The following is a 26,856-nucleotide window of genomic DNA, read 5'->3' on the forward strand; positions in this document are numbered from 1 at the left end:
AAATCTGAATAAGAAGAGAGTGGTATGGCTGAAAATAAGCCGTCTATTAAAGCCCCAGGCAAACATGGTGACATTATCTTCAGCGCGCTGGTTAAACTGGCTGCGCTGATTACGCTATTGTTACTCGGCGGTATTATCGTCTCGCTGTTTATTGCATCTTTGCCCAGCATGGAAAAGTTCGGCCTTTCCTTTCTGTGGAATAAAACCTGGGATGTGCCAAATGAACAGTTTGGTGCGCTGGTGCCGATTTACGGCACGGTGGTGACCTCGATTATTGCCCTGCTGATTGCCGTTCCCGTCAGCTTTGGTATTTCTCTGTTTTTGACTGAACTGGCTCCTAACTGGCTGAAGCGTCCGTTGGGGATAGCCATTGAACTGCTGGCGGCGATCCCCAGTATTGTTTATGGCATGTGGGGCCTGTTTGTATTTGCGCCGTTATTTGCCACCTATTTTCAACAGCCTGTCGGCGATGTGCTGTCCGGCGTTCCGATTGTCGGCGCACTCTTTGCCGGTCCGGGATTTGGTATTGGTATCCTGGCGGCTGGCGTGATCCTGGCGATCATGATTATTCCTTATATTGCCTCGGTGATGCGTGATGTGTTTGAGCAAACGCCGGTGATGATGAAAGAATCGGCTTACGGCATTGGCTGCACCACCTGGGAAGTGATTTGGCGCATTGTTTTGCCTTTCACCAAGAATGGGGTGATTGGCGGCATTATGCTGGGCCTGGGACGTGCGCTCGGTGAAACCATGGCGGTGACCTTTATCATCGGTAACACCTACCAGCTCGACAGCGCATCGCTATATATGCCGGGTAACAGTATTACCTCCGCCCTGGCTAATGAATTTGCCGAAGCGGCATCAGGTCTGCATACCTCTGCGCTGATGGAACTTGGCCTGATCCTGTTTGTGATCACCTTTATTGTGCTGGCATTATCAAAACTGATGATCCTGCGCCTGGCCAAGAGTGAGGGCCGTTAATGATGGCAACGCTTGAAATGCAAAGCAACGACGCGCTCTTGCAATCCCGCCGCAAACGTCAGGCATGGCGTCGACAGAAAAACCGCATCGCGCTGATCCTGTCAATGTGCACCATGATTTTTGGGTTGTTCTGGCTGGTGTGGATCCTGTTTACTACGGTGTCCAAAGGCATCGATGGCATGACATTGGCGCTGTTTACCGAAAACACACCACCACCCAATACGGCGGGTGGCGGTCTGGCTAACGCCCTGGCGGGCAGTGGCTTACTAATTGTATGGGCCACCGTGTTTGGTACTCCACTGGGCATTATGGCCGGTGTCTACCTGGCAGAATATGGTCGCAAGTCCTGGTTGGCTGAAGTGATCCGCTTTATTAACGATATTTTGCTTTCTGCGCCTTCTATCGTTGTCGGTCTGTTTGTTTACACCATTATGGTGGCAAAAATGGGCCACTTCTCAGGCTGGGCCGGCGTTATTGCCCTGGCGCTGTTGCAGGTTCCTATTGTTATTCGCACCACGGAAAATATGCTCAAACTGGTACCGGATAGCCTGCGTGAAGCGGCGTATGCGTTAGGAACGCCAAAATGGAAGATGATCTCTGCTATCACGCTAAAAGCGTCGGTATCCGGCATTATCACCGGCATACTGCTGGCCATTGCGCGTATTGCCGGTGAAACCGCTCCCTTGCTGTTTACCTCGCTCTCCAACCAGTTCTGGAGCACCGATTTAATGCAGCCGATCGCTAACCTGCCGGTTACCATTTTCAAATTTGCCATGAGTCCGTTTTCCCAATGGCAGGAGATGGCCTGGGCAGGCGTATTGCTGATTACGGTTTGTGTGCTGCTGTTGAATATCATTGCTCGCGTGATTTTCGCCAAGAAAAAGCAGTGAAGACAAAAATATTGATTAAAGAGAGATGTCTTAATGAGTCGAATGACTGATGCATCCAACAGTAAAATCCAGGTCCGCGATCTGAATTTTTATTACGGCAAATTCCATGCGTTGAAAAACATCTCCCTGGATATTGCAAAAAATGAAGTCACAGCGTTTATCGGCCCGTCAGGTTGCGGCAAATCAACGTTGTTGCGTACCTTTAACAAGATGTATCAGCTTTATCCGGAACAACATGCCGAGGGTGAAATTCTGCTCGATGGCGAAAATATTCTGGTTGATAAACAGGATATTGCCTTGCTGCGCGCTAAAGTGGGCATGGTTTTCCAGAAGCCGACACCGTTCCCGATGTCGATTTATGACAATATCGCTTTTGGCGTGCGCTTATTTGAAAAACTGTCGCGTACCGATATGGACGAGCGCGTACAGTGGGCCTTGACCAAGGCGGCGCTGTGGAACGAATCGAAAGATAAGCTGCACCAGAGTGGGTATAGCCTGTCTGGCGGCCAGCAGCAGCGCTTGTGCATTGCTCGCGGCATTGCCATTCGACCTGATGTGTTATTGCTTGATGAGCCTTGTTCGGCGCTGGACCCAATCTCTACCGGTCGCATCGAAGAATTGATCACCGAGTTGAAGTCCGACTACACCGTGGTGATCGTGACTCACAATATGCAACAGGCGGCACGTTGTTCCGATCGCACCGCTTTTATGTATCTTGGTGAACTGATCGAATATAGCGATACCGACTCACTGTTTACCTCGCCTGCTCGCAAGCAGACTGAGGATTATATTACTGGCCGCTATGGTTGATTGCCTGCCTGTCTCAAAAGGCTAACTACACTTGCCATCTCGGGCTTGAAGCGAGCTTGAAACCCCCATGTATTTACTTACAATGCGGTTTCCGCTGGCAGTCTGCCCAACCTGGCTATGTTCTCTACGCCTACTGAGATAGGCATGGGTTTACAGGAAATACGATGGATAATTTAAACCTAAACAAACATATTTCCGCCCAGTTCAACGCAGAACTTGAGCATATTCGTACTCAGGTTCTTGCCATGGGCGGGCTGGTTGAACAGCAGCTTACCGACGCCATCACTGCCATGCACAATCAGGATGGTGAACTGGCTGAACGCGTTATCAAGGGTGATGACAAGGTCAATATGATGGAAGTGGCCATTGATGAAGCCTGCGTGCGCATTATTGCCAAACGTCAGCCTACCGCCAGCGATCTGCGGATGGTGATGGCCATTATCAAGACCATTTCTGAACTTGAACGTATTGGTGATGTGGCGGATAAAATTTGTCGCACTGCGCTTGAGAAATTCTCCCATTTGCATCAGCCGCTGTTAGTCAGCCTTGAGTCTTTGGGCCGCCATACCGTGCAGATGCTGCATGATGTACTGGATGCTTTTGCGCGTATGGATCTCGATGAAGCCATTCGTATTTATCGCGAAGACAAGAAGGTCGATCAGGAATATGAGGGCATCGTGCGTCAATTGATGACTTATATGATGGAAGACCCGCGCACCATCCCGAGCGTACTGACGGCGTTGTTCTGCGCGCGTTCCATCGAGCGTATTGGCGATCGCTGCCAGAATATCTGCGAGATTATTTTTTACTTCGTTAAAGGCCAGGACTTCCGTCACGTGGGTGGCGATGCGCTGGAGAAATTGCTGGCAGGTGAAAAACTACAGCCAGGCGATAAAAGCGAATAGTATCCTGTCGATGCCCGATCGCTGTTAATCGGGCTGCCTGGTTTTTGACCGGCATGACCAGAAAATGGCCCCCGCAACCCTGAGAAAATTATCAACGGTTTGCGGGGGCCATTTTTTTAGGCTAAATCATCAGATAACGCAAAGCGACCATCACCGCGAGCTGACGGTAATGGGCGGTTTGCGTATCAAACTCGTCCGGGTCTTCAAATAACGCCCCAAAAGTGTATTGGTTGGCAACCTGATGCACGCAAAGACTGCTTATCAGGCGGTGAACATCTCGCGCCTGGGCATCCTCTTTAAACAGATGGCTTTTTTTCCCGCGCTCAAGGATCTCATCCAGTACGGTCAATGCCGTTTGATTCAGCTGACGAATGCTGGTGGATTGACGGATAAAACGTCCCCGCAGCATGTTTTCCGTTGAAACAATGCGGATAAATTCCGGATGCGAGACGTGAAAATCAAAACTGGCTTCTACCAGCTTAACGATCGCTTCGGCAGGGGGATAGGCGGATAGATCCAACTCAAGCTCATGTTGTCGCAAACAGCGATAAACATGCTCCAGCACCAGCATGTAGAGCGACTCTTTTGATTTAAAGTGATAGACCACCATACGTTTGGTGGTATCAGCATTTGAGGCGATGTTTTCCATCCGGGCACCCATTAAACCGGACTCGGCAAACTCAGTGAGCGCACTATTAAATATGCGTAATTTGAGGCCAATTGGATCATTCTTTCGCCCCGTTGTCTGGGGACTTGGACTAGTCAGCGTCTTCTCCTTAGCGGAAACAGTGTCATCTTGCTAAAGAGTATCTATTGCCCGGCCCAGTTACAAATCAAAAAAATTTTATCCAAGTAAGGTACCACCACATCTGGCAATCCTGCATGCGCTGGGGCAAAGGGTTTCAACTATTTTCAACGCTCGAGTAAGTGATTTAACTTAAAAATGCAGTAACACTGCGCGTTTAACTATCGGCAATAATATTTATCAGCATAATTTTTTATAAATCATTAATTAATATCGCTAAGGTTAGCTGTTTATTTAATGTTGCCGGAATGTTTGTTTTATCTTTAATAATAGGCTTGTGTTAACGTGGTAATTAGTATTACATTTATTTGTGTAACCTGGTTATTGCTGTTTTTGTTTGGATTATTTTAAAGCAGATCTGAATCAAAAGTTTTTTTAATGGAATGTGGTAGCTTAACTTTCAATGAAAACTATTCCTTTTCCCTGGTGTTGGTGTCGTGTGACACGCCCCGATTGACCTGCATGGCAATCGGGGATTTTTTTAAGCAAAATTTATCGCTGATTCATTTATATAATATTAGTTAATCATGTAATCAATAAAAAACAGATTGTTTGCTAATAATATAATTAGTCTGATTGCTTAATATTCAGATACCCGCATTGGCTGATATCTGAATAATTCAGTAATATTATTTGAGGATCTCGTAACCTCTGTCCCGCCATAGCTGGGGAAGTTGCTGCATATCGGTGAACGCGGTAACTAATGGATGGTCAATGGGGGGGTTATGGGGATCGGCACAGTAATAGTAAACCGGTATGTTTGCCGCAATGCCAGCTTGCACGCCAGCTACCGAGTCTTCAACCAGAATGCATGTGGAAATCGCTACCTGCATCTCCTTGGCAGCATGATAAAGCAGCGTGGGGTCGGGCTTCCAGCGTTGCAGATCATACCCGCTATACAGATGTTCGCCCATAAAGGGCAACAACCCGGTTAATCCCAGGGAGTGCTGCATTTTACTTACCGGACCATTTGACACCACACACATCGGTACCTTTATCATTTCCAGTAGCGCTCTGGCACCCGAGATGGCTTCAAGTTTTTCATCGAACAGACGGGCTATATGCCGGCGGAACACCACCTCCATTTCCTCTTTACTGACTTTTAATCCATGTTGCTGATTAATAATGGCAATAATCTCATAGAGCTTGATGCCTTTATACTTTTTGTACATATCGTCATAGGCAACCTGAACGCCAAAATGGGCAAACATCAGGACATAAGCTTCGCAACACAGGCGTTCGCTATCGACCAGTGTGCCGTCACAGTCAAAGAAAACGCATTCAATCCGGGGCATCGCTCCTCCTTATTTAAAAGTTCAATCACCTGGTTAGGGCAGATCGTCCACAGACATCCTACAGAAGATGCGCTTTGCTGCCGAATGGCAAGCTATCAATTTTACCGGTGAAGTGTTCGATAAATAACGCATAAGTAAGTGGCAAAAACCATCAATGTGAGTGATATACCAGCTAAATACTGAATTTATGCAATAAAAATCAGCATATTCATCTTAAACTTTTGGTCATTTGGTATAGGATAGCCACCGATTGATTTTCTCCTCTTTTGGAACTCGCTAATGAGCACACCACAAAACAATGCCGCTACCGGGCAAGGGTTGTTAGAGCGCCTGTTTAAGCTGACTTTGCATGGCACCACTGTGAAAACTGAAACCGTGGCCGGACTGACCACCTTTCTGACCATGGTGTATATCGTATTCGTTAACCCGCAGATTTTGGGCGTGGCGGGGATGGATAAACAGGCGGTGTTTGTAACTACCTGTCTGATCGCCGCCTTTGGCAGTATTTTAATGGGACTGATTGCCAACCTTCCCGTAGCGGTGGCACCGGCTATGGGCCTGAACGCCTTTTTTGCCTTTGTCGTCGTCGGCGCCATGGGCATCTCCTGGCAGATCGGTATGGGGGCCATTTTCTGGGGCGCCGTGGGACTGTTATTGCTGACGATTTTCCGTGTCCGTTACTGGATGATTGCCAATATTCCGCTCAGCCTGCGTATTGGTATCACCAGCGGTATAGGGTTGTTTATCGGTATGATGGGGCTGAAAAATGCCGGTATTATCGTAGCCAACCCTGAGACGCTGGTGGCTATCGGTCATCTGACATCCCACTCGGTACTGTTGGGCGCGCTGGGATTCTTTATTATTGCCATTCTGGCTTCTCGTAATATCCACGCTGCGGTACTTATTTCCATTATCACCACCACGCTGATTGGCTGGGCGTTGGGTGATGTGCACTATGCGGGCTTTTGGTCGCTGCCGCCAAGCGTGACCTCAGTGGTCGGCCAGGTGGATATCAAGGGTGCATTAAACCTTAGTCTGGCGGGCGTTATTTTCTCCTTTATGTTGGTAAACCTGTTCGACTCGTCGGGAACATTGATTGGCGTGACCGACAAAGCCGGGTTGACCAATCGCCAGGGCAAATTCCCGCAAATGAAGCAGGCGCTGTATGTGGATAGCCTAAGCTCTGTCGCCGGGGCATTTATTGGCACTTCCTCGGTTACCGCCTACATAGAGAGCTGTTCAGGGGTGGCCATTGGTGGCCGTACCGGTCTGACGGCGGTGGTCACCGGGTTGTTATTCCTGCTGGTTATCTTTATCTCGCCTTTGGCTGGCATGGTGCCGGCTTACGCCGCCGCCGGTGCATTGATTTACGTTGGCGTGCTGATGACATCCAGCCTGGCGCGAGTAACCTGGGATGACCTGACGGAAGCCGTACCGGCTTTTGTGACGGCAGTTATGATGCCCTTTAGTTTTTCGATTACCGAAGGGATTGCGTTGGGCTTTATCTCTTATGTGGTGATGAAGCTAGGCAGCGGCCGCTGGAGAGATATCACTCCCTGCGTCATTATTGTTACCCTGCTTTTTTTGCTGAAAATTATCTTTATCGATTAACGCGAACGGCAGATAGCCCGCGTTATGCGGGCTGAGTTTGATGACCAAGTCGTCTTGATGATCGAGATACCCGGGCATAGCACACCTAGGGGTGCTCCGGCGGGCAAGCCCGCTACGACCCCAACGGTGCACTCTCCCTAATAATGGACTTTGTCAGCAGTCTGAGCCTGCGTTATGCGGGCTTTTTTTGGCAGGATGACAATTATTTTTTCACTCGGCGCGTATAGTCTGAAAATGCGCTGAGCTGCCCGGCCAGATGATCGAGGGTGGCTTGTTCAATCACTTCCCCCAGCTGACTATCCACCTTGCTTTGGATCACTCCGCCCATAAACTCCGGTTTATTCATGACCATGGCATCGAGAAATACCAAAATCTGACGCAGATGATACTGGCAACGGGCACCACCAATAGCGCCCATTGAGCTGGTTTGGATCAGCACAGGTTTACCCGCCAATGGCTGATCGGCCAGGCGAGAAAGCCAGTCAATGGCATTTTTCAGTCCGCCAGGCACCGAGTAGTTATATTCCGGTGTCACTATAATAACGCCGTCTGCCTGACGGATTTGTTCGGCAATTTTTTCGATACTTGCCGGAAAGCCGGATTCTTGCTGAACATCGGCATCATACAATGGAATATCGCCAATGGAGGGCAAGGCTTCGATGGTTATCCCTTCGGGAGCCAGTTTAGGCAGGGTACGCGCGATCATGGCGTTATAAGATCCCTTGCGCAAGCTACCGAGTAGAGTCACAAACTTCAGTGGTTGAGTTGACATCGACGCTCCTGTTTGATTATAGAAAGCTGATTTTTGACAACTGATAACGGCCAGTTTGTAGCTACATTGAACGCTATTTTGCCGGCGGTAAACTGGTGAACTTCATAAAGTGTAGCGAATCAACCTGTTGCTGCGCAGAAAATGTCTGCGCCCGTACAAATCCCTGGGAAGGCTGATAATGCCAGCAGATTAGCCGCACGATAACCGGACTGTGCGCGCAGGCCCAAATCAGCGGACTTTCAATATCACTCATTACCTGCACCTCTGGCGCAATACTTGAGCGGAGTCGACCGGATGACGGGTGCAGGCTTAATGTGTCGCCAGTAATATCACTCTGACCCGAGAGTTTAAGTACGCTTTGACGAATGCATTCCAACTGCGCAGCCGACTCTTCGGGATCGGATTGCATGGCTATCCAGGTTTGTTCGACGGTGGAAAGCGCTGACTGCTGGGGTTGACTGAGGGCACTGTGCACATGGAGGATCTCCAGATCCAGTCCGACTTTCCCTTCACTGCTCAACAGGACTCCGATGGTGCTGCCTGCATAGGCCAGGCTGAAGTCAGGTAATCCGCTACTGGCAAAACTTGGGCGTCCGCTGGGCAACGCGATAATTTGCGGCAGTTGCGTCATCCCGTAGAGATAAAACATCAGTTCTGCCAGCAGCACGCGGCCGTGAAGAAAGCGTCTGCGCTGCTTGGGGGAGAGGCTATTTGCGGATAATAAAACTTCTGCAGGTAAACGGTGAGTATCCGGCTCGGTATCCGTTACAACCCATCGGGCAAAATGACACGCCATTGTTCACTCCATGATTAATGGTCAATACATAGTTTGTATGAATGAATTAAGGATAACATTAAGAGAAATTATTAAAAAATCAGTAAAGCTTCAGCTTTTGAGCGACGAGACAGACAGGAGGAAGGCGGTTATTTAAAAAAAGTCTGCAAAATCACAATCTAAGCTTTTTTAAACAAGTCTTATAATAGTACGATCTTCTTATGAATCTTATAAATAACTTATCGAGCAGATAAATCTACTTATCTCATGTAAAGAAGCATAAGAAAATGCCGTTATTATAAGAACAGCTATCTCGCTGTTTTTAGCGTGAGTGCCGAGAATGCTTAAAACAACGCAGTCTCGATTTATCAGTTTGATCAGCTTGTTCTTTATTGTTCCGGCACTAACGCGGCGGTTGAAGCGGCAAGGACGGGAGAACAGTGCGGTTGTGACTTCTGAGGTGTGTAGCCTGGCTCAACGTTCTGCAACTTCAGCACCAGAAATTAAAAAGCTGATAGAGGACTCAGTGGCGGATATTTCCATGGGTTCGCAGCTGGAAGAAACCGCCGGATCAACCATGGATGAGCTGATGTTGGGCGTAAATAATGTGGCCACGCTGATGAGTGAAATCATGTCCTCCAGCCAGCAGCAAAGCCTGGGCATCGAGCTGGTCAACATTGTTATTACTAACTGGATAATACCACTCAGCAAAACGCTGCGTTGGTCGAACAGTTCTCTGCTGCGGCCCAGGCTATGCAGGACCAAAGCGTGCAGCTGAAAGGTATGGTAGCAGGATTTAAAATCTGATTAAGACGTGTGTGGTGGTTACGCTTAGCCCGACCTTGATGGTCGGGCTTTTTTTTTGTTTAAAAAATAGCAAATTCAGTCTGTCAGCGAGGTGTGAAGAGAGGTATAAGCTTGCAATGCGTATTATTTAATTATAAATAATTAAATGATTATCGGACAAGTCAGGAAATTATCAATTTAACTAAGTTACTATGGTAAAAAATAACGACTAAGGTATAGTCTCGCCCTAGCTAAAGGTATAGTTTTTAGGTGTGCCATTATTCTAATAAATATAATACAACTGATAATCCACATAACTTAAATCTTCTTTAGTAAGGGGCCATATACATAGTATGTATATTATTGATGTTTCATTATCAATACATTCATAATGATGATTTGGCATCAGGTGTTGAGCTTAATTAATAGTAAAGTTTTATTCGGTTGAGCATAGCGTGATAAGCTGTCAGGAAGGGTGCTATGAGCACAGTGATTGAGTATGGGAACCCCGATCTTTGGTTAGTCATTTTTATATTGGCGGCTGGTGCAGTTTCGAATATTTTTTTGTCTGTTGAGCAGATAACCTTTCGCAAGATGATCGGTGATTTATTACGTGTTGTCATTGTAGGGATTATCATTTGGGTCTATGGCGCAATGGATAACGCCTCTGTGTTTAAGGTAGTTATCGTTGCCGGCCTTTCTGCCGTGGCCTGGCCGCATATGATCAATGGATTTACGGAGCTGGTAAAGCGAAATATTGGGCGGTTTTTTGACAAGATGAGATGAAAATATGTTTAGTAAGGTGTTTTTATCAACGCAGTGAGACAGAATTACATAAGTTATTATATTTATTAAATAGATATAAGCGGATAGCTATCTTTACTTTGTGCTGTAACTTATCTTGGAGGTGAGGAATGTATTTTAATAATGATTTAATAAATAACGTGGTTAAAAACTCGTTAGAGAAAGACTTGTTAAGTTATGGAAAAATAAGTTATACCTATGCGGTTATGAACAAGAAAAATCCTAGTGATTTTTTCGCGTTATCAAATTATCCAGATGAATGGATTGATATCTATATACAAAATGACTATCAATACATCGATCCTGTAATGATTACTTCATTGCGCAATGTGTTGCCATTTTTCTGGAATGAAGAAATTATGAGCAAGGCCAGTTTAAAGTTAACCAAAGTAATAAGCATTGGTAGAAAATACAATATTATAGGTGGTTATACTTTTATTCTGCATGATAATAATCATAATTTGGCCACCTTAAGTATTCTTGTTGATAGCATTGAGGATGGTGGGATTTTAAAAATCATTGTTGATAATAAAGATAAAATACAGATGATCCTCATGACTATCCATGACATGCTTATCTCGCTGTATGGTGAGATTGAACATAATTCTACTCTTAAGGAGAAGGGACTTTTGTCTCAAAGAGAAAATGAAATATTTTACTGGGCCAGCATGGGAAAAAGCTACCATGAAATTGCCATTATTTTGGGGATTACCCAGAGTACAGTAAAGTTTCATATGGGTAATGTAGTCAAAAAACTGGGGGTTCTTAATGCTAAACAGGCTATAAGATTAGGCACTGAATTACAGCTTATTCGCCCCCTTGATAATTGTTAAATAAAAATTTAATTTTTAGCAACGTTAAAAGAAAGTGGCCATTCAGTCAGTTTTTCTTTTGTAAAATTAATTCGTTGATTGATATTATCGATTAGTATTTTTTGATTTTCATTATCATTAGGTAACTTTAATATATATACGTTTTCATTCTTTTCTGAGACCCCCTCTCCCACAATAGATAGTTGCCATCCTGTTCGCGCCATTATTTTTAGCATTGACTGGCTTACAAGGGTCAAAATTCCATCATAGCCATTTTTTTTTGAATAATTTAATGCAGCAAGAAATAGCATTGCACTAATTGGGTAGCGAGTGAAGTTAAATTCTTTGGCTCTGGTTTTGTCAACAAAAAATCGACTTGATTCAATATACTTTCCCTTCGGGATATTTGCATCATTAAAAAAAGAGCTAAAAGTATTTTCGATCATATTAGGGTATTGCATTTCAATAAGGCGAAGACTACAAATAACAGTATTATTATGTATCCCAAATAAATAAGTTGTATGATTATTATCATACTCATCGAATTCAATATCGTTGATACAAGTCACCGCCCAGTTTAGTCGATCCTTGAAAACCATTTTTCTAAGACCAAAAAGTTCGTCCGATTTTTCTTTAGATAACTGCTCATATTTAACATCAATTATGTCAATCATTTCACCCTCATTAATCCATTAATGATTTAATTTAAAAAATAAAACGTAGCCTTTCCAAACTTTTAATATTGATAAATATTAAAAGATATAATAGATGACTGGTTATTTTGAAAAAATGCTTTGTTTTATTTTAATAAAAGACTGCTTGCAGATAAAAGTATAGCACCAGGCTGTGCTTTAGTATAGCTATCAATATCACACAAAATCGCTTAGATTATTCCCAACGATACTTAGGGCAAAAAAAAACCTGACTTCAATTTATCGGTTGAAGTCAGGGTGCCAATTATCGGCCAACACCAGGGAAAATCGTTCTCAACTTGAATTATCGTCTCGTTAGGGTTTAAGAGTCAAGTTACATTTAAATTTAAAAGCGAGTATTTTTTATTTGTATGGGTTCTTTGTTTTATATTTATAATATGAATGAATCACTACTTAATAGAATTAAAATATAAGCTAATATATTTTTATAATATGGGAAATAATCCCTTATGGGTAGATTTTTTTGCTGCTTACCAAGATCGCTGGCAGTTAACGCCTTGAGGTTATTATTACACCCTGTAAAACTAAGCCAGTTGTGATGATGTCTGGCAAACATCGCCTTTAAGCCCTCTCTGGAGGGCTTGAGTTTGATGACAAAGTCGTCGTGATGATCGAGATACCCGGGCATAGCACACCTAGGGGCGCTCTGGCGGGCAAGCCCGCTACGACCCCAACGGTGCACTCTCCCTAATAACGGACTTTGTCAGCCGTCTGAAGCCCTCTCTGAGGGCTTTTGTCATTGCAGGCGGCCCCATTCGAGATGCTCGTTAATGCTCAGAGAAAGACACTGGCTGCGTAATACTCCCTGTGATAGGGGGTGAGCTTATGTCCTGAAAAGATAGCATGCGATCTTGCCAATGCTTAACAATCACCGTCGATGCAGTAAGTGCCATAAAGATCGCCGCCGCTTAACAAACAGATGGCAAGAGAAACAAAAATCCCATAACACAATGAGTGATATGGGATTAACGGAGCCAAGCGAAGGTCTGCGCGAGGTGACTTATTTGCCAATACAGAAACTCGAAAAAATACGGCCCAGCAAGTCATCAGAGCTGAACTCGCCGGTGATTTCACTCAGGCATTGCTGAGAGAGACGCAGCTCTTCTGCCAGCAATTCTCCGGCCCAGGCACCCAATAATTGCTCTTTACCCTGCAGCAGATGCTGTGCGGCCTGTTCCAGTGCCTGCAAATGACGGCGTCGTGCCAAAAAGCCGCCTTCCATATTTTGTGTAAAGCCCATACTTTGCTTTAAATGGTCGCGCAGCAGATCGATGCCTTCACCGGTTCTGGCTGAAAGCCTAATAAGTGAGTGACCATTCACTTCTGTTTTACCCATTGCCTCACCGGTGATATCTGCTTTATTCCGTACCACAACGATGGGTAGTGTGGCAGGCAGACGGGCCATAAATTCTGGCCAGATAGCGGCAGGTTCAGTGGCGTCGGTGGTGGTGCCATCAACCATAAACAGTACGGTATCTGCCTGTTCAATCTCATGCCAGGCACGTTCGATACCAATACGTTCAACTTCGTCGCTTGCTTCGCGTAGCCCGGCGGTGTCGATAATATGCAGTGGCATGCCGTCGAGATGAATATGTTCACGCAGTACGTCGCGGGTGGTACCGGCAATCGCGGTAACAATGGCGGCTTCTCTGCCTGCCAGCGCATTGAGCAAGCTGGATTTGCCGGCATTTGGCCGTCCGGCAATCACCACTTTCATCCCTTCGCGCAGCAAACTGCCTTGACGAGCCTCGGTGCGTACTGCATTAAGGTCGCCGATCACCGCATTAAGTTGAGCTTCGATTTTACCGTCTGAAAGGAAGTCGATTTCCTCATCCGGAAAATCAATCGCCGCTTCCACGTAAATCCGCAGGTTAGTAAGTGCTTCCACCAGTTGATGGATACGTGAGGAGAAAGCACCCTGCAATGAATTGACTGCAGAACGTGCCGCCTGCTCGGAGCTGGCGTCAATCAGATCGGCAATGGCTTCGGCCTGGGCCAAATCCAGCTTGTCATTGAGAAAGGCACGTTCGGAGAACTCCCCTGGCCGCGCGATACGCACGTCAGGCAGCGCCAGAATGCGTTTAATCAGCAGATCAAGGATCACCGGGCCGCCGTGTCCCTGTAGCTCGAGGACGTCTTCTCCGGTAAAGGAGTTGGGGCCGGGGAACCACAGGGCAATGCCCTGGTCCAGCGTACTGCCGTCGGTATCGCGAAAAGGCAAATAATCGGCATAGCGTGGCTTGGGCAGCTTGCCGAGGACCGCCTGAGCGATCAGGCTGGCGGCACGACCCGATATGCGCACAATACCGACGCCACCGCGGCCTGGCGGCGTAGCTTGAGCAACGATAGTGTCTGACGTATTCATAGCGTTCTCTGGTTTTTTGGCTAAAAAAAGAAGGCGGTCATAAGACCGCCTTCTCTATTATGCACGTTTATCCCTTTATCTTGCTATTGGCCAATGTCCCGGCCGCCAGAAAGCTAACGGGTAAAGATCTCTCTTTTACGCTTTCTTCTTGTCGCGGCTATGCAAGCCACGTTTTTCCAGGCCGCGATAAATCAGCTGCTGCTGGATAATGGTCACCAGGTTGCTGACGATGTAATACACCACCAGACCAGACGGGAACCACAGGAAGAACACGGTGAAGATCACTGGCATAAAGGTCATGATCTTCTGCTGCATTGGGTCGGTGACGGTAGTTGGCGACATCTTCTGAATGAAGAACATCGTGATACCCATCAGCACCGGCAGAATGTAGTACGGATCTTGTGATGACAGGTCATGGATCCACAACGCGAACGGCGCATGACGCAGTTCAATGGAGCCAGACAGCATGTAATACAGCGCCAGGAAGATAGGCATCTGGATAACCAGCGGCAGACAGCCACCCAACGGGTTGACCTTCTCTGACTTGTACAGCGCCATCATTTCCTGACTCATACGCTGTTTGTCATCGCCAATGCGTTCACGCATGGCGGCCAGTTTTGGCTGCAGCATACGCATTTTCGCCATCGACGTATATTGCGCACGGGTCAGTGGGTACATGATACCGCGGACAATAAAGGTGATGATGATAATGGAGAAGCCCCAGTTACCAATAAAGTTGTGGATAAATTTCAGCAGTTTGAACAGCGGCTGAGAAATAAACCACAACCAGCCGTAATCCACGGTCAGGTCAAGATGCGGCGCAATGGCGGCCATTTGGTCCTGGATTTCCGGACCGAGCCACAATGTCGAGGCAACTTGTTGCTGAGCACCAGGCGCTACGTTAAATGGCGCCCCTTTAAAGCCGATAGAGGCAATACCGTTGGTGGTGTTGGTATAGAAGGTATTGTTATCTTTCGCTGAAGGGATCCAGGCCGTTGCAAAGTACTGCTGCAACATGGCAATCCAGCCGCCCTGGGTAGTGACATTCAGATTTTCGCTCTTATCGAAGGCGTATTTCTGATATTTGTCACTGCTGGACGAATAAGCCGCACCGCGATAGGTATGCATGGCAAAGTTGTTGCTGCTGCCAGTTTCACGGTGTTTAGGCAGGTCGATGGTCTGCTTTAACTGACCAAACAGCGTGAGATCCAACGGTGCTGGCGTGGTGTTGTTGATGTTGTATTCAACGTTCACCGCGTATGAGCCGCGTTTGATCACAAAGGTTTTGGTAAAGATTGCGCCGTTCTGAGCCGTGTAGGTCATTGGGATGCGCAATTCAGTCTGGCCTTCACCCAAGGTAAAGGTGTCCTGGCTGGTGGTGAACAGAGGACGTTCGCCGTTAGCCGGGTTGTCTGGGCCATTTTTGCCTGTCAGGCCACTTTGTGCCTGATAAACGAAAGAAGGGGTAGTTTCGAGCAGCTGGAATGGTGCCGTAGAGTTCAGTGCTACCGGGTATTGCGTCAACAGCGCCTGCTCAATATCGCCACCACGGGTGTTGATGGATAATGAGAGGACGTCAGTATTGACGGTGATCAGTTTGCCCTGTCCGCTTCCAGGAACAGCCTGGTTAGCAGCATCACCGGTGGCTGTGTTCGCAGTCTGTTGCGTGGTCTGGTTGGCTGGTTGCGGAGCGTGGTCCGTTTGCCAGGTCTGCCAGATCATGAAAGACACGAACAGCAGAGCGATGAGGAAAAGATTGCGTTGCGAATCCATCGTTAGTGTTCTCTGTTATTGTCGGTTTTCGGCGGTACGGGGTCATCACCACCTGGGTTCAAAGGATGGCATTTTAATACGCGTTTCAATGTCAACCAACTGCCTTTTATCATGCCAAAGCGCCCAACTGCTTCAATACCGTATTGAGAGCAACTCGGGTGAAAACGACAATGATGCCCAAGCATTGGACTGATTAGCAATTGATAACCACGTATCAAGGCTATCAGGATGCGGGAGCCTGGCGGCAATGTCGACGCCATAATTTCTCCAACGCTTCTGTTAACGCACGGTTATCAAGCTCGGCAACCCCTTTTTTTACCAACACAACAAAATCCATAGACGGCAGCGTATGCTGATTTAAGCGGAAGCTTTCGCGGGTTAGGCGTTTGATCCGATTACGTTCATGAGCGCGTTTGACATGTTTTTTGGCGACGGTAAGACCGATGCGGGGATGCCCCAGCTCGTTCAGGCGGCCAAGGATGGTGATTTGAGGCGTGCCGGCCCGTTGTGGCTGCTGGAAGACGAAAGTGAAATGACGGGGAGTTAACAAACGTAACTCCCTGGGAAAAGCGAGCTTAACCACTAAACAGGTTAGCTTTTATTACTTAGAAACAGACAGACGAGAACGGCCTTTCGCACGACGGCGGGCCAGAACCTGACGACCATTTTTGGTGGCCATACGAGCACGGAAACCGTGACTACGGTTGCGCTTCAGTACGGACGGTTGGAAAGTGCGTTTCATGGCGATTTCTACCTAAACTTAAATTATAACTGATCAGTAAACGCGTTGGCCTTCGGCGCTGAAGCAGCCGATGCCTTTATCGCAATATATAAAGAAGCGGGATTGTAATAATTGTACAGTCCCGAGTCAATTTATAACCTTCATCTTTCCAGTAACAGATGCATTTACTGCCTTTTCACCCTGGCCACTTACCGAGGCAAGCACCTGGAGAGCGGGCGGCGTCTGCGCTCTGCATCTCGAAATCCTGGGGTATACATTGCTAAAAAGATGCCTAAATGTTTACCGGATATTCCCGTGGTTAACGATGACCATCAGGAACACGGGCATCACACGTAGGGCTGAAGATTATACGGACTCTGCTCCAAATCGCAAGGATCGCCGCTCGATCCTTGAACATTCTTCTCAAGATCTTCTTTTATACCCGGCGATCGCTGTTCAGTGGAATCCTATTTATGCGGGCAATCGCCGCGTGTCGCTGCTAATTTGAGCGCGATCGGCTAAGCTTACCCACTCACAGAATCTGGCCTGTGGATAAAAAGGATCTATTCTGTGATGAAGGGGAGGATCTCTGGCGCTGTTTGCGTTATGATCCGCCATTCCGATCGCGATCCTTCCCTGAATGACGATCGGCTGTAGATTTTTTAAACAAAGCGATGCCCGCCATACATCAGGTTGCGGTTGTTTGACTGCGCCTTGAATGATTAAGGGTAAAGTCGCCGACAAAAAACCGTAAAAATCGGTTCACACGTTGCTTTTGATCACTGACAGGGTGACGAAAGACTACTCCTCACATTTATTGCTGACACTACGGTGCAATCCCGTGGCTCAGTCGTCGGTGTATGAGCGAGGCGTGTGCCTAAAATCATGATTTAAAAAATATCCTGATCCTTTTTCTTTTTTGGTCTTGTTCGAGTGGAGTCCGCCGTGTCACTTTCGCTTTGGCAGCAGTGTCTTGCCAGATTGCAGGATGAGTTACCTGCCACAGAATTCAGTATGTGGATACGCCCTTTGCAGGCGGAATTGAGTGACAATACCTTGGCGCTGTATGCCCCAAATCGGTTTGTCCTTGATTGGGTGCGCGACAAATACTTAAACAACATTAACGGACTGTTGAACGATTTTTGTGGCACGGATGCGCCTTTGTTACGCTTTGAGGTGGGTAGCAAACCTCTGGTTCAACGCGTTAATGAAACCGTCGCTGCTGCCGTGAGTTCACCGGTCGCCGCACGTACCATGCCGCGCCAGGCGCCTTCCCGTCCCAGTTGGGATAGCTCGCCGGCCCAGCCTGAACTCTCTTATCGTTCTAACGTCAATCCGAAACATACTTTCGATAATTTTGTGGAAGGTAAGTCCAACCAATTGGCGCGTGCTGCGGCACGTCAGGTGGCAGACAATCCTGGTGGTGCCTATAACCCATTGTTTTTATACGGCGGTACCGGGCTGGGTAAAACCCACTTGCTGCATGCCGTCGGTAATGGGATCATGGCGCGCAAAGCCAATGCCAAAGTGGTCTATATGCATTCCGAGCGTTTTGTGCAGGATATGGTAAAAGCCCTGCAAAACAACGCCATTGAAGAATTCAAACGTTACTACCGCTCGGTGGATGCCCTGCTGATCGATGACATCCAATTCTTTGCCAATAAAGAACGATCCCAGGAAGAGTTTTTCCATACGTTTAACGCCCTGCTTGAAGGCAATCAGCAGATCATCTTGACCTCTGATCGCTATCCCAAAGAGATCAACGGCGTTGAAGATCGTCTGAAATCGCGTTTTGGCTGGGGATTGACCGTAGCCATTGAACCGCCAGAGCTGGAAACCCGCGTGGCGATTCTGATGAAAAAGGCCGACGAGAACGATATCCGTCTGCCGGGTGAAGTGGCCTTCTTTATTGCCAAGCGTTTGCGCTCTAATGTGCGTGAGCTTGAAGGGGCACTGAACCGCGTTATTGCCAATGCCAATTTTACCGGTCGCGCCATTACTATCGACTTTGTACGTGAAGCGCTGCGCGATCTGCTGGCACTGCAGGAAAAGCTGGTCACTATTGATAATATTCAGAAAACAGTTGCTGAGTATTATAAGATTAAGGTTGCCGACCTGCTCTCGAAACGCCGTTCCCGATCGGTTGCGCGTCCGCGCCAGATGGCGATGGCGTTGGCCAAAGAGCTCACCAACCACAGCCTGCCAGAAATCGGCGATGCGTTCGGTGGTCGTGACCATACCACGGTGTTGCACGCCTGCCGAAAAATCGAGCAACTGCGTGAAGAAAGTCATGACATCAAAGAAGATTTCTCTAACTTAATCAGGACACTATCCTCCTAGCGCTATGAAATTTATCGTTGAACGTGAGCATTTGCTGAAACCGCTGCAACAGGTCAGTAGCCCGCTGGGTGGACGACCAACACTGCCGATTCTGGGTAACCTGTTGTTGCAGGTGACAGAAGGCGCGTTGTTGCTGACCGGGACGGATCTTGAAATGGAGATGGTCGCCAAAGTCGCCCTCTCTCAGCCTCATGACGTCGGTGCCACTACGGTCCCGGCGCGTAAATTCTTTGATATTTGCCGGGGATTGCCCGAAGGCGCCGAGATCACGGTAACGCTGGAGAGCGACCGCATGCTGGTCCGCTCCGGACGCAGCCGTTTCTCTCTGTCGACGCTGCCGGCCAGCGACTTTCCCAATCTTGACGACTGGCAGAGCGAGGTGGAGTTTACCTTGCCGCAGGCGACCTTAAAGCGCCTGATTGAAGCCACCCAGTTTTCCATGGCGCATCAGGACGTTCGCTATTACCTCAACGGCATGTTGTTTGAAACCGAAGGGGAAGAGCTGCGTACCGTGGCCACCGACGGACACCGCCTGGCGGTCTGTTCAATGCCAATTGGCCAATCCTTGCCTTCCCATTCGGTGATCGTGCCGCGTAAAGGGGTCATGGAGCTGGTACGTCTGCTCGACGGTGGCGATACGCCGCTGCGTTTGCAGATTGGCAGCAATAATATCCGCGCACATGTCGGCGATTTTATTTTTACCTCCAAGCTGGTTGATGGCCGTTTCCCTGACTATCGCCGCGTGTTGCCGAAAAATCCCGATAAAACGCTACAGGCAGGCTGTGACTTGCTCAAGCAGGCGTTTGCCCGTGCTGCCATTCTTTCCAACGAGAAGTTTCGCGGTGTACGCTTGTATGTCAGCCACAATCAGCTGAAGATTACTGCCAACAATCCCGAACAGGAAGAAGCCGAAGAGATCCTCGACGTTGATTATGACGGTACCGAGATGGAAATTGGCTTTAACGTCAGCTACGTGCTCGATGTGCTTAATGCGCTGAAATGTGAAGAGGTGCGTCTGCTGCTCACCGACTCCGTTTCCAGTGTGCAGATCGAAGATGGCAAAAGCCAGGCCGCGGCCTATGTTGTTATGCCAATGAGATTGTAATTTCTGGACGGGCTGGCTTACTTGCCATTTTGCGATTGGGCAGTGCTGGTATTGCTCAGGTACTGGAGTATGCTCCGCTTACTGCGCGCTGTCCGCACGCAAACTGGCTGCGACGCTGACGCCCTGGAATTGTATATATAGATGGCATTAACCCGATTACTGATTAAAGATTTCCGCAATATCGAGGCGGCGGATTTAGACCCGTCGCCCGGATTCAATTTCCTGGTGGGTCCCAACGGCAGCGGTAAAACCAGTGTCCTCGAAGCGGTTTATACGCTTGGGCATGGGCGCGCCTTTCGCAGTTTGCTGGCAGCAAGAGTGATCCGCCACGAGCAACCGGAATTTGTGCTGCATGGTCGTATTGACGCGGGCGGCGATCGGCAATTAAGCGTCGGGTTAAGCAAAAGCCGTCAGGGTGACAGCAAGGTAAGGATTGATGGCAGCGACGGCCATAAAGTGTCGGAACTGGCGCAGATGTTACCCATGCAGCTGATCACCCCGGAAGGATTCACGCTGCTTAACGGTGGACCCAAATACCGCCGTGCATTTCTCGACTGGGGTTGTTTTCATCACGACCCCGGTTTCTTCCTTGCCTGGAGTAACCTGCGTCGGTTACTCAAGCAGCGCAACGCCGCGCTGCGTCAGGTAAGTCGCTATGCGCAAATTCGTGCCTGGGATCAGGAATTGATCCCCCTGGCCGAGCGCATCAGCGAATGGCGGGCAGAATATAGCCGGGCGATCGCCGCTGATATCAGCGCGACCTGTGCGCAATTTTTGCCCGAGTTTGCCCTGAGCTTTTCGTTTCAGCGTGGCTGGGACAAAGAAAGCGACTATGGCGAACTGCTGGAGCGTCAGTTTGAGCGCGACAGAGCCTTGACCTATACCGCATCAGGCCCACATAAAGCCGATTTTCGCATCCGTGCCGACGGCACGCCGGTGGAGGATTTGCTTTCTCGTGGGCAGTTAAAATTGCTGATGTGCGCGCTACGGTTAGCGCAGGGTGAGTTTCTCACCCGACAGAGCGGGCGGCGTTGCCTGTATCTTCTTGACGATTTTGCCTCCGAGCTGGATACCGGTAAACGCCGGTTATTAGCCGATCGCCTGAAAGCCACCGAGGCACAGGTTTTTGTCAGCGCACTCAGCGTTCGGCAAGTAACCGATATGGTGGGTGAAAAGGGCAAGATGTTCCGCGTGGAACAAGGTAAAATAGCCGTTCTATCACAGGACTAAAAATGAGCGAGAAACGTTGATGTCGAATACTTATGACTCCTCAAGTATCAAGGTATTAAAAGGGCTGGATGCGGTGCGTAAGCGCCCCGGCATGTATATCGGCGATACCGATGACGGCACGGGTCTGCACCACATGGTATTCGAGGTTGTGGACAACGCTATTGACGAAGCCCTCGCTGGCCACTGTAAAGAGATTTTAGTCACGATCCATGCGGATAACTCCGTGTCCGTTCAGGATGATGGTCGTGGTATTCCTACCGGTATTCATGAAGAAGAAGGCATCTCTGCCGCAGAAGTCATCATGACGGTTCTTCATGCCGGCGGTAAATTTGACGATAACTCATACAAAGTGTCCGGCGGCCTGCATGGCGTGGGTGTGTCGGTAGTTAATGCCTTATCCGAAAAACTGGAACTGGTGATCCGCCGTGAAGGTCGTGTTCATGAGCAAACCTATGTCCACGGTGTAGCGCAAAACCCGCTGAAAGTGGTGGGTGAGACCGAATTAACCGGGACCACCGTGCGCTTCTGGCCAAGCTTCCAGACCTTTACCAACCACACCGAATTTCAGTACGACATCCTGGCCAAGCGCCTGCGTGAATTGTCGTTCCTGAACTCCGGCGTGGCGATCCGCCTGCACGATAAGCGTGACGACAAAAAAGATCATTTCCATTACGAAGGCGGTATCAAAGCCTTTGTGGAATATCTGAACAAAAACAAAAACCCTATTCACCCTACCGTCTTCTATTTCTCTACCATGAAAGACGATATCGGTGTGGAAGTTGCCCTGCAATGGAATGACGGTTTCCAGGAAAACATTTACTGTTTTACCAACAACATTCCACAGCGTGACGGCGGTACTCACCTGGCGGGCTTCCGCTCGGCAATGACCCGTACCCTGAACGCCTATATGGATAAAGAAGGCTACAGCAAGAAATCAAAAATCAGCGCTACGGGTGATGATGCCCGCGAAGGTCTGATTGCCGTGGTTTCTGTTAAAGTGCCGGACCCTAAATTCTCGTCACAGACGAAAGACAAACTGGTCTCTTCCGAAGTGAAAACAGCGGTTGAAAGCCTGATGAACGAGAAGCTGGTGGATTATCTGATGGAGAACCCGAGCGATGCGAAAATCGTCGTCGGCAAAATCATCGATGCTGCCCGTGCCCGTGAAGCTGCGCGTAAAGCCCGCGAAATGACCCGCCGTAAAGGCGCGCTGGATTTGGCCGGTTTGCCGGGCAAACTGGCAGACTGTCAGGAACGCGACCCGGCCCACTCTGAACTTTACCTGGTGGAAGGGGACTCCGCGGGCGGCTCTGCCAAGCAAGGCCGTAACCGCAAGAATCAGGCTATTTTGCCGCTGAAAGGCAAGATCCTGAACGTAGAGAAAGCGCGTTTTGATAAAATGCTCTCTTCGCAGGAAGTCGCCACGCTGATCACCGCGCTGGGTTGCGGCATTGGCCGTGACGAATACAACCCGGACAAACTGCGCTATCACAGCATCATCATCATGACCGATGCCGACGTCGATGGTTCGCATATCCGTACCCTGCTGCTGACCTTCTTCTATCGCCAGATGCCGGAAATTGTTGAGCGTGGTCATATCTTTATTGCTCAGCCACCGTTGTATAAGGTGAAAAAAGGCAAGCAGGAACAGTACATTAAAGATGACGAAGCGATGGATCAGTACCAAATCTCCATTGCAATGGACGGCGCAACGCTGCACACCAATGCCAGCGCACCTGCTCTGGCCGGTGAGCCATTAGAAAGACTGGTTGCCGAACATTACACCGTGCAGAAAATGATCGGTCGTATGGAGCGTCGCTATCCACGTGCACTGCTCAACAACCTGCTGTATCAGCCAACGCTGGGTGAAGCCGACCTCACCGATCAGGGCAAAGTTCAGCAATGGATTGAGCAACTGGTGCAGCTGCTTAACGAAAAAGAGCAGCATGGCAGCAACTACAGTGCGATTGTGCGTGAAAACCGTGAACGTCAGATTTTTGAACCGGTGCTGCGTATTCGTACCCATGGCGTCGATACCGACTACGATCTCGATTTCGAATTTGTTCACGGTGGCGAATATCGCAAGATCTGCGCCCTTGGCGAGAAACTTCGCGGCCTGATCGAAGAAGATGCCTTTATCGAACGTGGCGAACGTCGCCAGCCGATCAGCAGCTTCGAACAAGCGTTGGAGTGGCTGGTGAAAGAGTCGCGCCGTGGCCTGTCGATCCAGCGTTATAAAGGATTGGGCGAAATGAACCCGGATCAGCTGTGGGAAACCACCATGGATCCGGATCAGCGTCGCATGCTGCGCGTGACCATCAAGGATGCCATCGCCGCTGACCAGCTGTTTACAACCCTGATGGGGGATGCGGTGGAACCTCGTCGCGCCTTTATCGAAGAAAATGCCCTGAAAGCCGCCAATATCGATATCTGATAAGGGTTGTTGCAGTGGCAAGTTAAAAAACCGAGGCCGGAAACTGCCTCGGTTTTTTTTGTCCAAAAAATGTCTTCCCGACAGCGGGCGATGATTCTGTCTGGCTTTGCGCACTGTAAACGCGATAGCATTGGCAAAATTACATTAACTCTGAGGACGCTATGGCAATTGAATTGATCGCAATAGATATGGATGGCACGTTGCTCAATCCGCAGCATGAAGTGACCCCTGCTGTAAAACAGGCATTGGCCGCCGCCAGAAAGCTGGGTGTGCAGGTGGTGCTGGCTACCGGCAGACCCTTTATTGGCGTTAAGCGTTATCTCGAAGAGCTGGATTTGCAGCAGCAGGATTGCTATTGCATTACCAATAATGGCGCGTTGGTACAACATGCCAACGATGGCCGCTGTTTCGCCGAAGTTACCCTGACATTTGCCGATTATCTCTACTTTGAGGCGCTGTCTCGCCAGCTGGGTGTCGGTTTCCATGCCCTGACACAGAGCGATCTCTATACCGCCAATGCGGATATCAGCCCTTACAGTATCCACGAAGCCTATCTGACCGGCATTCCGCTGCGTTTTCGTACCCCGCAACAAATGGATCCTGCGCTGACTTTCCCGAAAGTGATGATGGTCGACAAGCCGGAACGCCTCGACCAGGCAGTCAGCCAAATTCCCGACGAGATCAGATCCCGTTACACCATTATGAAAAGCGCGCCTTATTATCTGGAAATTCTTGATAAACGCGTCAATAAGGGCGAAGGGGTGAAAGTTCTGGCAGAAAAACTGGGTATTGCCCGCGAAAATGTGATGACCCTCGGCGATCAGGAAAACGACATCGCCATGCTGGAATATGCCGGGCTGGGTGTAGCCATGGGCAATGCCATTGATAGCGTCAAAGCCATCAGCCAGTTTGTCACCAAAAGCAACCGTGAAGACGGTGTCGCCTATGCGGTGGAAAAGTTTGTGCTTAATCGCTGAGACAGCCTGTTTTCCCGCCATATACCCCGTGTGACGGCGACAGGTAACAGAGGATAAAAGGAACAGAACGTGGCGAGCGAACAACAGTTAACCTTCGATGCACGGGGTCATCAACTGACCAATATCAATGTCTGGACGGCAGACAGTCAGTGGCTGGCCTACGATGTCCGTCCAAAAGGCAGTGATTTTAGCGGATTGACCATTGAACGTATCAATATTGCCAGCGGTGAGGTCGAAACCCTGTATCGGGCGGGCGACGGTGCGCACGTCGGCGTGGTTACCGTTAGCGCAGAAACGCCGCCGCGTTATGTGTTTATTCATGGCCCGGAGCATCCGGATAATCACTGGCGATATGATTTTCACCATCGCCGTGGCGTGATCCTGGCGCCGCACAAATCCGCCACACCAGTAACCCTCGATGCTTTTGATATTACGCCACCTTTTACCCCGGGCGCACTGCGTGGCGGCTCGCACGTTCACGTATTCAGCCCAGACAGCAGCCGCCTGAGCTTTACCTATAACGATCATCTAATGTATGAGTGGCATAGTGCCGAGGATCTGCGCAACGTCGGGGTGGCGCTGGCCGGTCATCCGATTTATATCAGCAAGGCCCATCCTCGCGAGTACGACGGTAGCCACTTTTGCGTGCTGGTCAGCCAGACCACTGCCACGCCGCAGGCCGGCAGTGATGATATCAACCGCGCCTATGAAGAGGGGTGGATTGGGCAGCAAGGCTATCTGCACGCCGATGGCAGGCGACAGCGTTGGGCTTTAGCCTTTATTGGCGATACCTTGTCGGCACAGGGCGAAAAGCTGCCGGAAGTGTTTGTGGTCGATCTGCCCGAGAATGATAAAGACTATGCCAGTGCGGGGGCTGCTCCCTTGCAAGGGAGTGAAACGCGTTTACCTGCGCCACCGGCAGGCGTGGTGCAACGTCGGCTGACCTACACCGCGCACCGACGTTTTCCGGGGGTGGTGTTGCAACCGCGTCATTGGCTACGCACCTCGCCAGACGGCAGCACTATCGCTTTTCTGATGAAAGATGATAACGGTATTGTGCAAGTGTGGGGCATATCTCCGACCGGCGGCGAGCCGTGGCCAATAAGCCATGCTGCTACGGATATTCAATCGGCATTCAACTGGCATCCGCAGGGCGACATGCTGGCGCTGGTGTGTGATAACTCGGTGATGTTGCTGGACGTGGCCAGCGGCGAGATGCGGCGACTTACACCACGCAGCGAACAAGCTCCCAGTGGCGATGCCGTGGTTTTCTCACCGGATGGTTGCTGGGTGGCCTTTATGCGAGAGATAGCCGGGTTTGCCCAACTTTTTGTCACCCCGGTATAAGTAGTGCTGCCGCCAGGCGCGGCTCAGTTGGCAGCAGGCACGGGCGGAACATGGTTGATATCCACGCCATGACTGATGGCCATATTATGGTCTTCGCTGGCCTTGATGCGATCCAGGGTACCTACGCTGCCTTTTTTATAATAATCATAAGGCAACAACAAGGTATCCAGCGCGGCGCTAAACGGCAGATCGAGGATTAGCAGAGGGGTCATTGCCCAGCTGGTTTCATCGCTGGCAATCATATTGACGTCAGATTTTGAGCCGGGATATAACCCTTGATAATCGCCGGTATGACTCATGACGCTGGAACAGCCGCTGGCCATAAAAATGCATCCTGTGGCGATAGGTAACAATGAAAATTTTGTCATCTTTACACTCATCTCTACACTCATCTCTTGCTGTCGGGCTGAGGGGGGTCATCAAATCCTGTTAACCAGGTTCAGACCCTGAGTTATAGCAGTCAGCCAAAAATTTACACCAGGCATTGGCAGCAATGTGGTGGCGGTCGCATTTATCCCTTTACTCACCTTCTCCGCGCACTGACGATTAACCGTTGCTGCTAATAGTTACATCTTACCATTATCGTAAACAGCGCAGCGGCGGGA

24 protein-coding genes and 1 pseudogene are annotated in these 26,856 nt (G+C 49.1%); 14 read left to right on the forward strand and 11 right to left on the reverse strand.

Going from position 1 to position 26,856, the window contains the following annotated elements; translation table 11 throughout:
* Positions 1-24: 24 nt before the first annotated feature.
* The 4 genes from pstC to phoU all read left to right on the forward strand — a co-directional run bounded on the left by pstC (position 25) and on the right by phoU (position 3,586).
* A complete protein-coding gene (gene pstC, locus GW590_RS15295; RefSeq protein ID WP_169403930.1) occupies positions 25-981 on the forward strand; it encodes a phosphate ABC transporter permease PstC in 957 nt (318 codons plus the stop codon).
* 2 nt (positions 982-983) lie between these two features.
* Complete coding sequence (gene pstA, locus GW590_RS15300) at positions 984-1,871, forward strand: phosphate ABC transporter permease PstA (RefSeq protein ID WP_169404185.1); 888 nt, start codon at positions 984-986, stop codon at positions 1,869-1,871.
* A gap of 42 nt (positions 1,872-1,913) precedes the next feature.
* A complete protein-coding gene (pstB, locus tag GW590_RS15305) occupies positions 1,914-2,681 on the forward strand; it encodes a phosphate ABC transporter ATP-binding protein PstB (RefSeq protein WP_013577692.1) in 768 nt (255 codons plus the stop codon).
* A gap of 164 nt (positions 2,682-2,845) precedes the next feature.
* Positions 2,846-3,586, forward strand: a complete 741-nt coding sequence (phoU, locus tag GW590_RS15310; protein ID WP_169403931.1) for a phosphate signaling complex protein PhoU — start codon at positions 2,846-2,848, stop codon at positions 3,584-3,586.
* Between the two features lie 121 nt (positions 3,587-3,707).
* Here the strand turns inward: phoU and GW590_RS15315 are convergent, their stop codons facing one another.
* Together GW590_RS15315 and yieH are read right to left on the reverse strand one after the other, a co-directional pair.
* Entirely contained in the window at positions 3,708-4,289 is a 582-nt protein-coding gene (locus GW590_RS15315) for a TetR family transcriptional regulator (RefSeq protein WP_328803081.1), read from the reverse strand.
* A 731-nt stretch (positions 4,290-5,020) separates the two neighbouring features.
* Positions 5,021-5,686 (reverse strand): 6-phosphogluconate phosphatase, encoded by a 666-nt coding sequence (yieH, locus tag GW590_RS15320; protein WP_169403932.1) that lies wholly within the window; start codon positions 5,684-5,686, stop codon positions 5,021-5,023.
* Between the two features lie 279 nt (positions 5,687-5,965).
* On the opposite strand from yieH, the gene GW590_RS15325 reads away from it, so the two are divergent.
* The gene (locus GW590_RS15325) at positions 5,966-7,297 is read left to right on the forward strand and encodes an NCS2 family permease (RefSeq protein ID WP_169403933.1); all 1,332 of its coding nucleotides are present in this window, start codon (positions 5,966-5,968) and stop codon (positions 7,295-7,297) included.
* A gap of 202 nt (positions 7,298-7,499) precedes the next feature.
* Here the strand turns inward: GW590_RS15325 and GW590_RS15330 are convergent, their stop codons facing one another.
* Complete coding sequence (locus GW590_RS15330) at positions 7,500-8,069, reverse strand: NADPH-dependent FMN reductase (protein WP_169403934.1); 570 nt, start codon at positions 8,067-8,069, stop codon at positions 7,500-7,502.
* 73 nt (positions 8,070-8,142) lie between these two features.
* Entirely contained in the window at positions 8,143-8,865 is a 723-nt protein-coding gene (locus GW590_RS15335; protein WP_169403935.1) for a 4'-phosphopantetheinyl transferase family protein, read from the reverse strand.
* Between the two features lie 384 nt (positions 8,866-9,249).
* Here GW590_RS15335 and GW590_RS15340 point away from each other — a divergent pair.
* The 3 genes and pseudogenes from GW590_RS15340 to GW590_RS15350 form a co-directional block, all read left to right on the forward strand.
* Positions 9,250-9,651: pseudogene (locus GW590_RS15340) on the forward strand (methyl-accepting chemotaxis protein); the annotation flags it as partial.
* Between the two features lie 459 nt (positions 9,652-10,110).
* Positions 10,111-10,416, forward strand: coding sequence for a hypothetical protein (locus tag GW590_RS15345; protein ID WP_169403936.1), 306 nt, complete (start codon positions 10,111-10,113; stop codon positions 10,414-10,416).
* Between the two features lie 128 nt (positions 10,417-10,544).
* A complete protein-coding gene (locus tag GW590_RS15350) occupies positions 10,545-11,267 on the forward strand; it encodes a helix-turn-helix transcriptional regulator (RefSeq protein ID WP_169403937.1) in 723 nt (240 codons plus the stop codon).
* Positions 11,268-11,275: 8 nt separating this feature from the next.
* Here GW590_RS15350 and GW590_RS15355 read toward each other — a convergent pair whose 3' ends face one another.
* From GW590_RS15355 to rpmH, 6 genes are all read right to left on the reverse strand, one after another.
* Entirely contained in the window at positions 11,276-11,920 is a 645-nt protein-coding gene (locus GW590_RS15355; RefSeq protein WP_169403938.1) for an acyl-homoserine-lactone synthase, read from the reverse strand.
* A gap of 1,039 nt (positions 11,921-12,959) precedes the next feature.
* A complete protein-coding gene (gene mnmE, locus GW590_RS15360; RefSeq protein ID WP_169403939.1) occupies positions 12,960-14,324 on the reverse strand; it encodes a tRNA uridine-5-carboxymethylaminomethyl(34) synthesis GTPase MnmE in 1,365 nt (454 codons plus the stop codon).
* 135 nt (positions 14,325-14,459) lie between these two features.
* Entirely contained in the window at positions 14,460-16,097 is a 1,638-nt protein-coding gene (gene yidC / locus GW590_RS15365) for a membrane protein insertase YidC (protein WP_169403940.1), read from the reverse strand.
* A 2-nt stretch (positions 16,098-16,099) separates the two neighbouring features.
* Entirely contained in the window at positions 16,100-16,357 is a 258-nt protein-coding gene (gene yidD / locus GW590_RS15370) for a membrane protein insertion efficiency factor YidD (RefSeq protein WP_169403941.1), read from the reverse strand.
* Complete coding sequence (rnpA, locus tag GW590_RS15375) at positions 16,321-16,680, reverse strand: ribonuclease P protein component (protein ID WP_169403942.1); 360 nt, start codon at positions 16,678-16,680, stop codon at positions 16,321-16,323. The genes yidD and rnpA overlap by 37 nt, the downstream gene beginning before the upstream one ends.
* A gap of 18 nt (positions 16,681-16,698) precedes the next feature.
* Entirely contained in the window at positions 16,699-16,839 is a 141-nt protein-coding gene (gene rpmH / locus GW590_RS15380; RefSeq protein ID WP_169403943.1) for a 50S ribosomal protein L34, read from the reverse strand.
* Positions 16,840-17,763: 924 nt separating this feature from the next.
* Here rpmH and dnaA point away from each other — a divergent pair.
* The 6 genes from dnaA to GW590_RS15410 all read left to right on the forward strand — a co-directional run bounded on the left by dnaA (position 17,764) and on the right by GW590_RS15410 (position 26,251).
* The gene (gene dnaA, locus GW590_RS15385) at positions 17,764-19,158 is read left to right on the forward strand and encodes a chromosomal replication initiator protein DnaA (protein WP_169403944.1); all 1,395 of its coding nucleotides are present in this window, start codon (positions 17,764-17,766) and stop codon (positions 19,156-19,158) included.
* A 4-nt stretch (positions 19,159-19,162) separates the two neighbouring features.
* Entirely contained in the window at positions 19,163-20,263 is a 1,101-nt protein-coding gene (dnaN, locus tag GW590_RS15390; protein ID WP_169403945.1) for a DNA polymerase III subunit beta, read from the forward strand.
* 141 nt (positions 20,264-20,404) lie between these two features.
* Positions 20,405-21,493, forward strand: a complete 1,089-nt coding sequence (gene recF / locus GW590_RS15395; RefSeq protein ID WP_169403946.1) for a DNA replication/repair protein RecF — start codon at positions 20,405-20,407, stop codon at positions 21,491-21,493.
* A 19-nt stretch (positions 21,494-21,512) separates the two neighbouring features.
* Positions 21,513-23,927: a DNA topoisomerase (ATP-hydrolyzing) subunit B gene (gene gyrB, locus GW590_RS15400; protein WP_169403947.1), complete on the forward strand. Its 2,415-nt coding sequence runs from the start codon at positions 21,513-21,515 to the stop codon at positions 23,925-23,927.
* Positions 23,928-24,088: 161 nt separating this feature from the next.
* Positions 24,089-24,904 (forward strand): sugar-phosphatase, encoded by an 816-nt coding sequence (gene yidA, locus GW590_RS15405; RefSeq protein ID WP_169403948.1) that lies wholly within the window; start codon positions 24,089-24,091, stop codon positions 24,902-24,904.
* Between the two features lie 69 nt (positions 24,905-24,973).
* On the forward strand, positions 24,974-26,251 hold the full coding sequence (locus tag GW590_RS15410) for a DUF3748 domain-containing protein (RefSeq protein ID WP_169403949.1): 1,278 nt from the start codon (positions 24,974-24,976) through the stop codon (positions 26,249-26,251).
* Between the two features lie 23 nt (positions 26,252-26,274).
* On the opposite strand, the gene GW590_RS15415 is transcribed toward GW590_RS15410, so the two are convergent.
* Positions 26,275-26,619 carry a YceK/YidQ family lipoprotein gene (locus GW590_RS15415; protein WP_169403950.1) on the reverse strand — a complete coding sequence of 115 codons (345 nt, stop codon included), beginning with the start codon at positions 26,617-26,619 and terminating at the stop codon, positions 26,275-26,277.
* Positions 26,620-26,856 lie beyond the last annotated feature (237 nt).

The organism is Rouxiella aceris (assembly GCF_012933545.1).
GTDB classification, from domain to species: domain Bacteria; phylum Pseudomonadota; class Gammaproteobacteria; order Enterobacterales; family Enterobacteriaceae; genus Rouxiella; species Rouxiella aceris.